The organism is Kribbella sp. NPDC049227, from assembly GCF_043197265.1.
Taxonomy (GTDB): domain Bacteria; phylum Actinomycetota; class Actinomycetes; order Propionibacteriales; family Kribbellaceae; genus Kribbella.
Window position 1 is genome coordinate 91159 of record NZ_JBICST010000006.1, and the last position, 12911, is coordinate 104069.

The 12911-nt window shown below is 68.2% G+C and carries 11 protein-coding genes; 7 read left to right on the forward strand and 4 right to left on the reverse strand.

Features of this window, described 5'->3' with window-relative positions; genetic code table 11:
* Nucleotides 1–205 precede the first annotated feature (205 nt).
* Nucleotides 206–2716, forward strand: coding sequence for a CehA/McbA family metallohydrolase (locus ACGFH6_RS26410; RefSeq protein ID WP_393388964.1), 2511 nt, complete (start codon nucleotides 206–208; stop codon nucleotides 2714–2716).
* A 229-nt stretch (nucleotides 2717–2945) separates the two neighbouring features.
* Here ACGFH6_RS26410 and ACGFH6_RS26415 read toward each other — a convergent pair whose 3' ends face one another.
* Nucleotides 2946–4313: an FAD-binding oxidoreductase gene (locus ACGFH6_RS26415; RefSeq protein WP_393388967.1), complete on the reverse strand. Its 1368-nt coding sequence runs from the start codon at nucleotides 4311–4313 to the stop codon at nucleotides 2946–2948.
* 140 nt (nucleotides 4314–4453) lie between these two features.
* On the opposite strand from ACGFH6_RS26415, the gene ACGFH6_RS26420 reads away from it, so the two are divergent.
* Nucleotides 4454–5152 (forward strand): winged helix-turn-helix transcriptional regulator, encoded by a 699-nt coding sequence (locus ACGFH6_RS26420; protein ID WP_393388970.1) that lies wholly within the window; start codon nucleotides 4454–4456, stop codon nucleotides 5150–5152.
* 156 nt (nucleotides 5153–5308) lie between these two features.
* Here ACGFH6_RS26420 and ACGFH6_RS26425 read toward each other — a convergent pair whose 3' ends face one another.
* The 3 genes from ACGFH6_RS26425 to ACGFH6_RS26435 form a co-directional block, all read right to left on the reverse strand.
* Nucleotides 5309–7306, reverse strand: a complete 1998-nt coding sequence (locus ACGFH6_RS26425; RefSeq protein ID WP_393388973.1) for a hypothetical protein — start codon at nucleotides 7304–7306, stop codon at nucleotides 5309–5311.
* 232 nt (nucleotides 7307–7538) lie between these two features.
* Nucleotides 7539–8078, reverse strand: coding sequence for a GtrA family protein (locus tag ACGFH6_RS26430; RefSeq protein WP_393388975.1), 540 nt, complete (start codon nucleotides 8076–8078; stop codon nucleotides 7539–7541).
* A 7-nt stretch (nucleotides 8079–8085) separates the two neighbouring features.
* On the reverse strand, nucleotides 8086–8790 hold the full coding sequence (locus tag ACGFH6_RS26435; RefSeq protein ID WP_393388978.1) for a phosphatase PAP2 family protein: 705 nt from the start codon (nucleotides 8788–8790) through the stop codon (nucleotides 8086–8088).
* Nucleotides 8791–9060: 270 nt separating this feature from the next.
* Between ACGFH6_RS26435 and ACGFH6_RS26440 the strand changes: the two genes are divergently transcribed.
* From ACGFH6_RS26440 to ACGFH6_RS26460, 5 genes are all read left to right on the forward strand, one after another.
* On the forward strand, nucleotides 9061–9252 hold the full coding sequence (locus ACGFH6_RS26440) for a hypothetical protein (RefSeq protein ID WP_393388981.1): 192 nt from the start codon (nucleotides 9061–9063) through the stop codon (nucleotides 9250–9252).
* 95 nt (nucleotides 9253–9347) lie between these two features.
* Nucleotides 9348–9959: a hypothetical protein gene (locus ACGFH6_RS26445; protein ID WP_393388984.1), complete on the forward strand. Its 612-nt coding sequence runs from the start codon at nucleotides 9348–9350 to the stop codon at nucleotides 9957–9959.
* A 139-nt stretch (nucleotides 9960–10098) separates the two neighbouring features.
* Nucleotides 10099–10794, forward strand: coding sequence for a response regulator (locus tag ACGFH6_RS26450; protein WP_393388987.1), 696 nt, complete (start codon nucleotides 10099–10101; stop codon nucleotides 10792–10794).
* A gap of 113 nt (nucleotides 10795–10907) precedes the next feature.
* A complete protein-coding gene (locus ACGFH6_RS26455; protein WP_393388990.1) occupies nucleotides 10908–12119 on the forward strand; it encodes an alpha/beta hydrolase family protein in 1212 nt (403 codons plus the stop codon).
* A gap of 92 nt (nucleotides 12120–12211) precedes the next feature.
* The gene (locus tag ACGFH6_RS26460; RefSeq protein ID WP_393388993.1) at nucleotides 12212–12910 is read left to right on the forward strand and encodes an ArsR family transcriptional regulator; all 699 of its coding nucleotides are present in this window, start codon (nucleotides 12212–12214) and stop codon (nucleotides 12908–12910) included.
* Nucleotide 12911: the final 1 nt, after the last annotated feature.

Genomic DNA, 12911 nt, shown 5'->3' on the forward strand with positions numbered 1-12911 from the left:
CAGAGAATCGGGTTCGGTGCGGACGGGGGAGTTGTGCGGCGGCCTGAGGCCGGACGGTTGCAGGTACGGCGGGGGTGGCGGAGCCGGGCCTTGTGTTCTTCCACTGATCGGCGCGAGTCATTGGTGGGCTGTTCATTCTGTGGCGCGTAGGGAGATCTAGCTTCCTGATCAATTACTTGTTCCGCAGAAAGGTCCAGATCGCACCATGGAGACACCAGGGGAGTCCGCCAGCCTGACGCGTCGGCGGTTTGTGATCGCGGCTGGTGCTTCGGTTGCCGTGGCCGGCCTCGGGGCCGGCGCTGTCCAGGCGGCGGCCGTGCCTGCCCTCACGGCGACCGATGCGATGCCGGCGGCTGACGAAAAGGTCGGCAAGGCCGGCGCAGCCAAGGCTCCCAGGGGCACGTGGCTGGCGGGTGATACCCACGTCCACGACGACCACTCGTCGGATGGCAGCGGGCCTCGGCAGACCTCCAAGCAGACCTTGCCCGGAAATCTGCCGGTCGGGGACCAGATCGCGCAGGGCGAGCGGACCGGCCTCGACTTCATGCCGCTGACCGACCACCGGACGTACGACCAGGTCTGGGACCCCCAGTGGAAGTCGTCCGCACTGCTGCTCCTCCCTGGCGAGGAGGCGAACGGTTCGCCACACGCCGTTGTGTTGGGCAACGTCGATGTGATCGTGGACGGCGCCAACCCGCCCGGTTCGCCGGCCTTTCGTCATGTCCAGCAGTCGGTCTGGGACGCGCATGCTCAGGGCGCCGTGTGGTCGCAGGCCCACCCTGACGACGGCGAGTACACCCGGGCCGCGGGCCCGAACGACAACGCCAGCGTCCAGGGCGCGGACCTGGTCGAGGTGCTCAACGTCGCCAGTGACCCGGACGTGGAGATCGAGTACGCCGAGAACCGCTGGAACGCCGGCTTCCGCTTCGGTGTGGCCGCGGCCAGCGACTGCCACTTCCGCGAACTGTGGGACATCGACTCACCCGGCATGCCGACCACCCACGTGTTCGCGGCCGAGCGTTCGGTCCTGGGCATCCTCGACGGGTTCCGAGGCGGACGGACCACGGTCTCGCAGAAGACCGCGGGACCGTTCCTCACGATCGAAGCGGACGTCGACGGTGACGGGGAGTTCGAGGCGATCGGCGGCGACGAGGTCGTCGTCCATGGCCGCAGGCTGTCCGAGGACGCAACGCTGCGCGTGAAGGTCAAGGGTGGCCAGGGCACCAGCGTCCTCGTCTACGCGAGCCCAGGCCGTTCGGCGGGTCCGATCGCGACGTTCCGGCCGGTGCGGGACGACGAGACGTTCGAGCTGCCGCTCCGGCTCCACGGCCTGGTGCACAACTGGTACCGGGTCGAGGCCCGTTCGCCCGGCGGCGCCTCCGGTAGCGGCGCCGACCCGAACCTGCCGGATCAGCTCCGTGGCGCCACCTCGCCGATCTTCGTGTCGGTCGGTGCTCCGGCAAGCCCGCAGCCTGCGATCGCGCTCCCGGCCGCCGACACCACGGACGACAAGGCGATGCTGGTCACCGGCGACAGAGGCACCTTCACCGGCTTCTCCGATGTTGCTGTCGTCGGCGACGTCGTACACGTCGTGGCCGAGGTGCACGACGACCATGTCAGCAAGGTGGTCTACCGCCGAATCAACCACAAGGGCAAAGTCACCAAGTCCATCACCTTGTCCGGTTCGGGGACCGCGCGGTTCCCGCGCGTGGCCGCGACTGCTGACGATGTGTGGGTGGTGTGGGAGGACGAACAGGGTAACGAGCAGCCGCACCAGCCGGTGATCCTGCTGGCGCACAGCACCAACAGCGGTAGCTCGTTCAAGGCCGCGGACAAGATCAGCAAGGGCGACGGCCGTGCTATTCGTCCTGCGCTGGCGCTGATCGACGGCAAGCACCCGCTGGTCGCCTGGTCCGACAACAGTGACGGCGCGTTCGACGTCTACGCGCAGGTCGTCGGCATCGACGCAGCCGGCGTGAACATCTCCGCTGCGGGCAAGACGACCAGTCCTGGCGTGCCTACCGACGCGCGGTCTCCGCGCTATCCCGCCTCGCTGTTCCCGGTCATCGCCGTCGCGAACGGCGGCGAAGCAGTGATCAGCTGGCAGGACGACCGCTACGACCCCGACCCGCTGTGGACCGGCCACACTCCGCCGGCGGGCCAACCGGCCGGCGGTGGCACGGATCCGGACAACTGGCAGATTCTGGCGTCGGCTCGCACGTCTCCGCGCGGCAGTTGGAGCAGCCCGGTCCAGGTCAGCAAGGCCACCGACCGGTCCGACCGGCACCCGGGCTTGACCGTGGACGGGAACGGCGACTTCGTCGCGATCTGGGAGAGCGGCGAACTGCGGAGTTCCGGGACCAACCTCGCGCTCCGAGCCAGCCGTTCCACCGACGGCGGCGCCACCTGGACCGCGTTCGAGCAGGTTGCCTTCGCTCCGAACGCGATGAGTCAGCGGGCCAGGCTGGGCGTGGATCTCGACGGCACGGTACGCGCGGTCTGGTACGACTCTCGTTCGGCGGACTGGCGTTGGAAGGTCTTCACGGCCACCCTCGACGCCAAGACCGGCTGGTCCCCGGCCACGCAGGTGAGCCACCGTGGCAACAACACCTGGCCGGCCGTGCATCGAGGCATCGTGGTCTTCACGAGTGACCGTGGCGCGACGCGTACGCAGCGGGACCACACGCAGCAGATCTTCCTGGCCAAGCTGGCCTGATCTGCTGTTGGGCTGCTCCTCGAGTCGGAGATCTTCGTGGGCCTCTCGATCGCAGCCCTGGCAGTGACCGCCGTACGCCGTACGGTCCGCGACGAGGAGACGCACGTGGACTGGTTCGATCCCAACTCGACGCGATCGAACGCGTCGGCGTCCAGCAATCGCTCGCCCAGCAGATCGACCCGGGAGAGCCACCAGGCTGAACCCCTCCTGATTGATAGAAGCAGGCTGCTCAGGTGGGGTGGATGTTCTTGTTGTGGTGGAAGGTGTTGTCGGGGTCGTACTTGGCCTTGACCTCGGCGAGCCGCCGGTACGTGTGATCGCCGTAGGCCTCTCGGATACGGCTGTCGTCGTCGGCGTCAAGGAAGTTGATGTAGACGCCGGCGGCTCGGTGTGGCTCGAGGGCTTGCAGGAACTGCCGTGCCCACGCGGTCTCGGTGTCGGCCAGCTCGGCGGCCTGGTCTGGCAACCACACTCCTTCGATGACGATGTTGTGGGCCACATCGCGGCCGGCGTAGGCGGTGGCGTCGCGGGGGACTCGGGCGACGGCGCCACCCAGATGGAACATCGCCGCGTACGACCGGGGCGAACCAGCGGTGTAGGCGTGCTCGGCGATGACAGCGATGGCGTCGTCGGAGAGCCCGGCGAGGTTCGTGGACTTCCAGTAGTAGTGCCGGCCGTGGGGAACGGTGTCGTCGATGGCGCTCTGGTGCGCGACGTACGGCGTGGGTGCGACCAGGTCCACGAGCGGCGTCCCGAACCGGCGGAGGCTCCGCACCGCACGCTCGCCATCTTCCACCGCGCCGGCGTAGCAGCAGGCGACAGCGATCGCCGGGCGCCAGTGCAGGTCACCGGGGATCTCCGGCCAGGGAGGGACCGTGCCGAGCCTGACTACGCTGCCGAGCTCGTCGGGGGCTTCGGCGACGAAGTCCCGGTAGAAGCGCAGTACCTCCGCGGTGTCGTCGGCCGCCCAGAAGACGGGACCGGCGGCGACGTCCGGGCCGAGGGAGTGCAGCGCGAACTGGAACGAGGTGACGACGGCGAAGTTGCCGCCGCCGCCTCGTAGTGCCCAGAACAGGTCGGGGTGTTCGTCGGTGGACGCCCGAACGATGCTGCCCTCGGCGGTGACCACCTCGGCGGCCAGCAAGTTGTCGACGGCGAGCCCGTACTTGCGCATGAGCCAGCCGAGGCCGCCACCGAGGGTGAGCCCGGCGACGCCGGTGTGGCTCACGATGCCTCCGGTGGTGGCCAGACCGTGGGCCTGCGTCTCGTGGTCGACGTCGCTCCAGAGGGCACCTCCCTGCACCGAGGCGGTGCGGCCGGCGGGGTCGACCGACACCTCCCGCATCGCCGAGAGGTCGATGACGATCCCGTCGTCGCAGACCGCCGTACCGGCCACGTTGTGCCCCCCGCCCCGGACGGCGATCTCCAGGTCGTGGTCGTGGGCGTAACGCAGGGCCGCGACCACGTCGGCGGTTCCAGTGCAGCGAGCGATCAGTCGGGGGCGCCGGTTGATGACGCCGTTCCACACCGCTCTGGCGGCGTCGTAGTCCGTCTGGTCGGCTGTGATCAGCCGGCCCAGGAACCCGTCGATCTCCATGGCGGTTACCTCCTCGCTCGGGTGGGCCGGCCTTGTCGGCCCTTCCGCTGTCGACGGCACCATCGCATCGCGGTCGACCCCGGCCGTGAAGTCAAGAATCTGGACTTCACACGCGAAGGCCGCGGCAAGACACTGGCGTCGTGAGGACATACGGTCAGTACTGCCCCATCTCTCGCGGCGCCGAGATCTTCGCCGAGCGCTGGACGCCGCTGATCGTGCGCAACCTGTATCTGGGGTGCGGCAGCTTCAGCGAGATCCTGGAGGGCGCGCCCGGGCTGTCTCGCACCCTGCTCTCGCAGCGGCTCAAGCAGCTCGAACGGTTCGGCATAGTCAGCTCGGCACTCAAGCCCGACGGGCGCGGGCGCCACTACGAGCTCGCACCCGCGGGTCAGGACCTGTTCAAGGTCTGCGTGTCGCTCGGCGAATGGGGTGCCGCCTGGCTCGAGATCGCCCCCGAGCACCTCGATCCCTTTGTGGCCCTGTGGTCGATGTGCAACCTGCTCCGGCGAGACCGGCTCCCGGGCCGGCGCGTCGTCGTCCGCTTCGACTTCACCGGCCGCCAACGCCCCGAGCGGTACTGGTTGCTGATCGAGCACGGCGACACGGAGCTGTGCAAGACGTACCCCGGCCTCGACGAGGACCTCTACATCACGGCGGAGGCCGAAGCCTTCGTCAAATGGCACGCCGGCCAGCTCAGCTGGGCCGAGGCCACCCGCACCCGCCGCATCCAACTCCACGGCCCCTCGTCGCTCGTACGAGCCTTCCCCACCTGGAACGCCCGCAGCGCCTTCGCCCACATCAGGCCGGTACCCCGCACTACCGCAAGCCCGGCAGCCTGAGCGCATGTCTGTGCATCGCGGCTATAGCGCGGCCTGGCCTACGACGGCCGGCAGGTGGCGGCCATGGAGATGATCCGCAACGACGACGTTCACCAGGGCTCTGGCTGCGGACCGGACGCGGTGCCCGGTCCGCAGTCGTTCAGCTCGCGGCTGAGGTCACTGACTCAGTTTGGTCAGTCTGGTGTACCAGTTTCCGAGACTGGTGCGCGTGCCTCCGCAGCTTCCGAAATTGGCCAGATCCGGCGAGGGGAAGTACTCCGCCAGCGTGCACGTCTGGCCGATGTACTCCGACGCCAGCCAGATGTTGCCGCCGTCGGTCACGGCGGCGCCGTAGTCACCCCAACGGGTCCGCGGAGGATCCCCGACGAACGCCTTGTACGACGTGAATCCGTCAGCCGGCCCGAGGCCCGCGGCCGCGAGGTGGATCGGTCCCACCGACCCGCGTTCGTCGATGCGGACGTAACCCGCGCTCGGGAAGTTGGTCTCGCCGAGGACCGAGAACGCGATCGCGCCCTTGCCGGCCGGGGTGAAGGCGATGGCCGGCATGGTGAGGTTGTTGTTCGCGAGGGCGAGGTAACCCTGCTTGGTGACCCGCCCCTGGATCTTGCCGGCGCCATTGATCTTCGGGCTCACCGCGAACCAGGCGATGCCCGCCTTGAGCTCGCCGTTCACCCTGACCGCGGTACCGGAGGAACCCCACAGAGTGCCGTTGACGTACCAGGTCTGCTGCATCCGGGAATCCAGCGAGTCCGGCGTGGACTCCACCTCGTCGTGCGCGGGTTCGTCCTCGGGCTCGAAGAACGCCTGCCAGCACCCCGGACCGAACGGTGTCGGCATCGTCGTGTCGTTGATGCAGTCACCCAGCGGGATGTTGCCCGGCTTCTGGTCCGACTCCGGCGGGACGACATACGTCTGGCTGTTCGTCAGCCGGCTCGTGATGCCGAGGTTCGGACTCGCGGAGTTCAACGACGCGGTGTTGGTGATCGCCCAGATGCCCAGCCGACGCGCGGTACCGGTCGGGTTGCCGGTTTCGCTGCCGTCACCGGCGATGGTGCTCAACGCGTACTCCGTGCCGTTCCGTTCGCTGGAGTACTCCCCGGCCGGTGAGTTGGCCGGCCAGACGGTGAAGCCCGGCGAGCCGTCGACGGCGAGGTTCTCGACCAGGGTCACGTTGACGCTGGCCGGGTGGCCGGCCAGCTGCGCCTTCGAGAACGCGAAGATCTGCGCGGCGTTGAAGCCCGGCCCGAACAGGTCGTACTCGTTGGTCGACACGTACACGCCGTTGGCGTCCTGGCCGATGTGCGGGTAGTCCTGGAAACACGGGCCGTGGACGACTCCGTCGACGGTGCAGCCGTGGTCGGGTGTTCCGTCGGTCCCGTCGTTCTGCGCCGGGACGTGGTAGATGGTCCAGGTCCCGAGCGGGCTGCCGGTGTTCGACACGGCGAGGTCGATCGTGTTCTTGCCGGTGAAGTCACCGTTGGGCAGGCTGCCCAAGGTGGTGAGAACCACCATGAAGCGCTGGTGGTCCGGGTCGTACAGGCACACCGGGTCGATGACCTGCGGGCCTATGACGCCGGTCGTGCGGTTGATCGCGGGCGGGTAGCCGAAGAACGTGTTGAGGTCCTGTACCCCGCTCAGCGCGGCGGCGTTCGCCGAGCTGCGGACTCGCAGCACGCTGTTGACCGCCTCGACGACGAACCCGTTGCCCACACACAGCGCCTGGTCGGGCGGCTCGAGCGAGAACTGGTTGCCGCCGTTGGCGAGGCGTTGGTCGCGGTGGGTCAGGCCGTTCACGCTGGCTTGGACATCCGGGTTGGAACCGGCCACGGCGCTGGACGCGACGACCGGTGCGTCGAGCGGCTTCTTCGGGAACTTGCCGTTCTTGAACCCCGGGCGCGGACGGGTGAACTGACCGGCCTCGCCGTCGCCTTCCTCCTCGTCCCGGCCTCCGGGCCGCAGCTCCGGCTGCTGGAGACCGTCCACTCCGAGCGGACGGGTCTGGATACTCGTCGTGCCGCCGCTGGGAATTGAGCGGGTACCTCCGGCGGCCGCACCCATCGAGGTTGTCGGGGTGATCAGGCCGGCGGAGATGACCAGGGACGCAGTTGCCAGACCAATCGCTCGACGGCGGGTCATCTGAGAGGTGAACTTCATGGGTTGCCCTCCATGCTGGTCGCGTGCCACTGGAGTGACGACCGAACGTCAGCATGTCGGCACCCGCGATGCAGTGGTCGGCCTACCGCACCCCGAGTTGCCCGTTCGCCAAGCTTCACCAGCCATTTGAGACCTCAGATGTGGTGGAGCGCAAGGGGTGGCAACTGAGCGTCCACGCGGGGTCGATAGCACCCAGGTCTCTGAGGACCAACTCGAAACAGCGGCGGCCTCCTCACCGGCCGAGCCCGATCTCGGCACCGATGGCTGTCACGACGGTGGTCCGGTTGGCGTCGGCGTTCGGGGTCCTGCGGAAGACGAGCCAGCGGAGGGCGCAGTACATGTACACGCCTTCGCACAGGCCGGCGATGATCCGGGCGAGGTGGTACTCGAGGCCGAGTGCGCCGAGCCCAGCGCCGACGCCGAGGATCCAAACGGCGTAGTTGACCACGACGACGCCGACGTACATCGTGAACTGCCGTCCGACCGGGGCATGGGAACGGAAGTTGAAGGCGCGGTTGAGCACATAGGCGAGACCGAACGCGCAGCCGTAGGCGATCGTGATCGAGAGCCACAGCGGCATGCGCAGACCTGACCGCAAGACGGTCAGAAGCGTGAGGTCGACGCCGAACGTGAGCCCGTTGATCACGATGAAACCCACCAGGCTGGGCGGGACGATTGCCGGCAGTCTCCCCGGCAGGCGTCGGACGATCGACGCCGTCGCGGCGTTGAACCGTGCGCCTCGCGCCTGTGATCGGCGCGGCCCCATCAGCATGCCGTCATTATCCATTGCCGGTGGCAACGTCGCCGGCGGGTGGTCCCGACCGTGCGCGGACGAAGGCGGCGACGTTCAGGACGATGGCGAGCCACACGACGGCAACTGTCCATCCCGCGAGTACGTCGGTGGCCCAGTGGTAGCCGAGGTAGACGCGGCTCAGCCCGATACCGATGCTCATCAGTACCGCGACCGCGAGAATCGCGGCCCGATTCCGGGGCCTGCGGATTCTCTCCCAGACCAACGCGGCCACGGTGATGAAGAAGACCGTCGAGTTCAGCGTGTGACCGGAAGGAAACGCGAAGGAGTGCGTGACGGGTCCCAGGACGAGCGAGACGTCCGGTCGCGAGCGTCCGATGAGTGTCTTCAATCCGGTCGTCAAGACCGACGAGCCGATCATCGCCACCAGCAGTACGGCCGGGATTCGCCAACTCCGGGTCCACCGCCAAAGGATCAGCGCCGTGACGATCGTGAGCGTGACGAGGACGGGCGTGTTGCCGATGAAGGTGAGCGCTCGGGCGACCGCGGTGAGGACGGGAGTCCGGTGTGACACCGCCTCTGCGGTCAGGCCGGGATCGAACGCTGCCAACCCGTCGGACTCGGTCGCGGCGTCGGCCAGGCTGACCAGCCCGAGCGTCCCGGCCACAACCACGGCCGCGCTCGCTCCGAGTACGCCGTACCGATGCCGGGTCGCGTTGTCCGCCGACGTCATTCAGCCGCCTTGTGCTTCGATGACAGAGATCCCAGTGTCACCGATGCTCGCTGAGGATCCGCTGAGAGGATCACCTCCGCACGGATGCTCCCCGTCGCGGCGTACGTCCGAGCGCGAGTTCGGCTTGGCGGCCGGGATCGTGACACCGGGTGACTGAGCGCCTGTGTCGGCGATTCCTGCTAGCGGGTAGTGGTGATTCCGGGCAGCATGCCCAGCGGAGGAGTGCTCACCGCGACGACACGGCCGCCCTTGTCGCGGGATGCTCCGAGGGTGCGAACACTGTGCAGTCCTGACGAGCGGAAGGACCGCTTCGAAGCCGAGGCGACTCCGCTGCGGCCGCGGTTGTACGTCGCTGCCGTCCGGCTGACCGTGATCGAGGCGATCGCGGAGCAGCGGGTTCAGGAGGCGCTGGCAGCGCTGCCAAAGCGTTGCCGGCCCAGGCAAGCAGTCGTGGGCAACTAGACAGGCGGACCCGGCGGTCTTGAGTACTCACCCCTCCACGCCGGGTCCGCCGCTCAACTGCCCGGATTGGACGACGAAACCTTGAGAGGTGCGCGATGCGCTCGAGACGCCAGGCCTACCGGCTTGTGTGGAGCGCGGTGGCCGGAGGGATCGTCGTACCGGGCTTGGTGGCGGGTCTGTTCCTCGTGCCGGCCGATCTGGTGTTCCCGCTGCTCTTCATGGCGACGCTGATCGGATCGATCGTGGCCGCCAGTACCTGGTCCAGGCCGGCGGGGACCACGATGTCCGCGAGCGTGTCCAGATCCGGTCGCATCGCCGGCGCCGCGATTGCAGCGATCGTCGCGTCCGCCGGTTATGCCGTGCTCCTGGGCGCTGCTGGTCCCAGCCTGCTGGTGATCCTCGGTGCCACGTCGCCGCCCGCGATGCGCAGGTACACAACCCGCTGGCGCGCACGAAAGACGACTGATATCCCCACTAGCCGATACTCGGCATCGACCGCGGAGGCGGGCATGGAACGCGCAGAGTGGCTGCATGGTGGCTTCAACTCCACCCAGGCCCGATTTCTGATGATGACGGCGATCACGCACCACCAGGTGAGTTCGCCGATCTGGGGTGCGGACGAGGTCCGCAAGCTCCACATCGAACTCGCCGAGATCGAGCGCTCGGCCCTGCGGTGGATCGCGGGACTCCAGCCCAACCCCGAGTGAGCGGATCGTGATCGCGACTCTGCGGTAGGCGTGGCACACCGCCGTACCCGAACCGGAACGACCGCCGCGGCCGGTCGACCAGCTGCGGCACGGGATCCGGATGGCTGCGGGGCGGGAACGGATCGGGATACTCTTTGTCATGGCGACCGGGCCGTCCCCGCAGCACCGGCACAGCGACGGTGTCGTTGCCCCGCGCGTGCTGCTGGCCGAGGATGATGTCCTCCTTCGTGAGGGCCTGGCCAGTCTGCTGCAGCGATCCGGGTTCGAGGTGGTCGGGCAGACCGGCGACAGTACGTGGATCCTTCCGCTGGTGCGCGAACTCATGCCCGATCTGGTCGTGCTCGACATCCGGATGCCGCCGACGCACACCACCGACGGACTGGATGCCGCGCGGGAGATCCGCACCGAGCTCCCGGAGATCGGCATCCTGGTGTTGTCGGCCCACGCCGAGGTCGAGGATGCGATGGAGCTGCTCGCCACCGGTCAGCGGATCGGCTACCTGCTGAAAAGCCGCGTGACAGATGTGGCCGAGTTCATCGACACACTGGAGCGAATCGTCAAGGGTGGATCGGTGATGGACCCGGCTCTGGTGCAGGAACTGGTGACCGCACGGCGACGCGACGACCCGCTGGCCGGTCTCAGCGAGCGGGAGCACGAGGTGCTTGCGCTGATGGCCGAGGGACGGTCCAACGCAGGCATCGCCCGGCGACTGTGGGTGACCGAGGGCACCGTGGAGAAGCACGTCCGGCACATCCTGTCCAAGCTGAGCCTGTCGGAGACCGACGACGACCACCGCAGGGTGCTCGCAGTGGTCACATACCTCGAGACTCGCTGACACGACGAGTTGCGCTTCCGTATCGTCTGGGAGCCGCGGTCATTCCAGCGGGGGACCGAGGGTCCGTCGCGTGGTGGATTCCTGATGACGAGGGCTGCGCGCAGGGTAGTTGCATGAGTTTGGTTTCACGTCGCACTGTTCTTGCTCTGGCCGCCGGTGGGGCAGCCGCCATCGCTGTGCCGCAGGCCGCGCAGGCCCGGTCTGCGGCTCGTTCGGCACCGTTCCGGTTGACGCTGCCCGAGCCGACCGGTCGGTATCCGATCGGGACGACCGCGCTGCACCTGACCGACGCTGCGCGGAAGGACCCCTGGACGTCGGCTGCACGACGAGAGCTGATGGTCAGTGTCTGGTATCCGGCGTTCCCCGTCGGCCCGAGGGCGCCGTACGCGCCACCGGGATCGGCCGGTCCGCTGGCCGAAGACGTCTCGGGCGTCCTGGGGTTGCCCGCGGGAAGCATCGACTACGCCGGTACGCCGACTCATGCGCACGCTGATGCGCCGGCACTCGGGAGGCACCCGGTCATCCTGTACTCGCCGGGAGCGGGTACGTCGCGCATCCTCGGTACCCACCACGTGGAGGATCTGGCCAGTCGCGGGTACGTCGTGGTGACCATCGACCACACCGGCGAGGCGCCGGTCGAGTTCCCGGGCGGACGTGTTGCTCCGGTTGTCGCCGACAGCAACAATCCGCGCAGGACGGTCGCGGTCCGGGTCGCCGACATCCGCTTCGTGCTGGACAGCCTGGCGGATCTGGCTGAGTCCGAGGACGCGCCTGACCGCCTGGGCCGGGCGTTGGATCTCCGGCGAATCGGGATGTTCGGCTACAGCCAGGGCGGGTTCGCCGCGGCCGAAACGATGCTGCAGGACCACCGGATCAAGGCCGGGGTGAATCTCGACGGCACACTGCAATACGGCTTCCCGGACGGCGACCTGAGCGAATCGGCTCAGCAGGGGATCGATCGGCCGTTCCTTCTCTTCGGCGCCCAAGGGCATGCACACGTGCCGAATCCGGAGTCGCCGCTCAACGACCCGTCATGGACCAGTTTCTGGAATGCCCGGAGCGGCTGGAAACTCGACCTCGAGATCCCGGCCGGCACCCACGGCTCGTTCGCCGACTATCAGTTCTCCGTCCCGGCGATCGCGGCGAGGTTCGGTCTGCCGCCCGAGCAGATCGCGGGCCACCTCGGCACCGTCGACCCTGCGGTGAGCATCCGCGCGCAGCGCGCCTACCTCGGCGCGTTCTTCGACCAGTTCCTCCGCAACCAACCCCAGCCCCTCCTCCGCCACCCAAGCCCGAAGTATCCCCAGATCGTCTTCCACCCCTGACAACACGGCTGGGACAGAGAGGTTCGGTTCGGCCGATGCCGGCCGTCACCCGCGGGTTGACGTCGGACAATAGCTCAGCGATTATTGAGGCAATGGGCATTGAGCGGAGTTCTCTGGTCGAGCGGGCGCGGGTGCATGCGGCGCTCGGGGATGCGGCGCGGTTGGCGATCGTCGACGCGTTGGCGGTGGGGGACGCGGCGCCGGGGGAGTTGGGGGCTCTGCTCGAGATGCCGACGAACCTGGTGGCGCATCACTTGAAGGTCTTGCAGGCTGCCGGGTTGGTGGTGAGGGACAGGTCCGAAGGCGATCATCGTCGGACGTACGTGCGGTTGGTGCCGCAGACGTTGGCGATGCTGCAGGGCCCTTCACTGACCGGCGTGCCGCGGGTGGTGTTCGTGTGTATGCACAACTCGGCGCGGTCGCAGTTGGCGGCGGCGATCTGGGCGCGGCGTAGTCAGGTGCCGGCGGTGTCGGCGGGAACGCGGCCAGCGGAGCGGGTGCATCCCCGGGCGGTGAAGGTTGCGCGGCGGCGTGGGCTTCACCCGGGCCGGTGGCGCCCAGCTCAGATCGCCGACGTTGTGAAACCGAAGGATCTGGTGATCGCGGTGTGCGATGTCGCGTACGAGCAGCTGCCGGCCGAGGCCCGGCCGCAGGTGCACTGGTCGGTTCCGGATCCGGCCCCGGCGGACACGGACGCGGCGTTCGAGGCTGCGTACGACGAGATCGCCGGCCGGATCGATCGACTGGCGCCATTGGTTCCACCCGATCAGGCGAAGAGGACGCGATCATGAC

What these genes read in the sequence shown, in the direction of transcription:
- ACGFH6_RS26410 (WP_393388964.1), top strand. Translation starts at nt 206, where the DNA reads ATGGAGACACCAGGGGAGTCCGCCAGCCTGACGCGTCGGCGGTTTGTG.
- ACGFH6_RS26415 (WP_393388967.1), bottom strand. Translation starts at nt 4,313, where the DNA reads ATGGAGATCGACGGGTTCCTGGGCCGGCTGATCACAGCCGACCAGACG.
- ACGFH6_RS26425 (WP_393388973.1), bottom strand. Translation starts at nt 7,306, where the DNA reads ATGAAGTTCACCTCTCAGATGACCCGCCGTCGAGCGATTGGTCTGGCA.
- ACGFH6_RS26430 (WP_393388975.1), bottom strand. Translation starts at nt 8,078, where the DNA reads ATGCTGATGGGGCCGCGCCGATCACAGGCGCGAGGCGCACGGTTCAAC.
- ACGFH6_RS26435 (WP_393388978.1), bottom strand. Translation starts at nt 8,790, where the DNA reads ATGACGTCGGCGGACAACGCGACCCGGCATCGGTACGGCGTACTCGGA.
- ACGFH6_RS26445 (WP_393388984.1), top strand. Translation starts at nt 9,348, where the DNA reads ATGCGCTCGAGACGCCAGGCCTACCGGCTTGTGTGGAGCGCGGTGGCC.
- ACGFH6_RS26450 (WP_393388987.1), top strand. Translation starts at nt 10,099, where the DNA reads ATGGCGACCGGGCCGTCCCCGCAGCACCGGCACAGCGACGGTGTCGTT.
- ACGFH6_RS26455 (WP_393388990.1), top strand. Translation starts at nt 10,908, where the DNA reads ATGAGTTTGGTTTCACGTCGCACTGTTCTTGCTCTGGCCGCCGGTGGG.
- ACGFH6_RS26460 (WP_393388993.1), top strand. Translation starts at nt 12,212, where the DNA reads ATGGGCATTGAGCGGAGTTCTCTGGTCGAGCGGGCGCGGGTGCATGCG.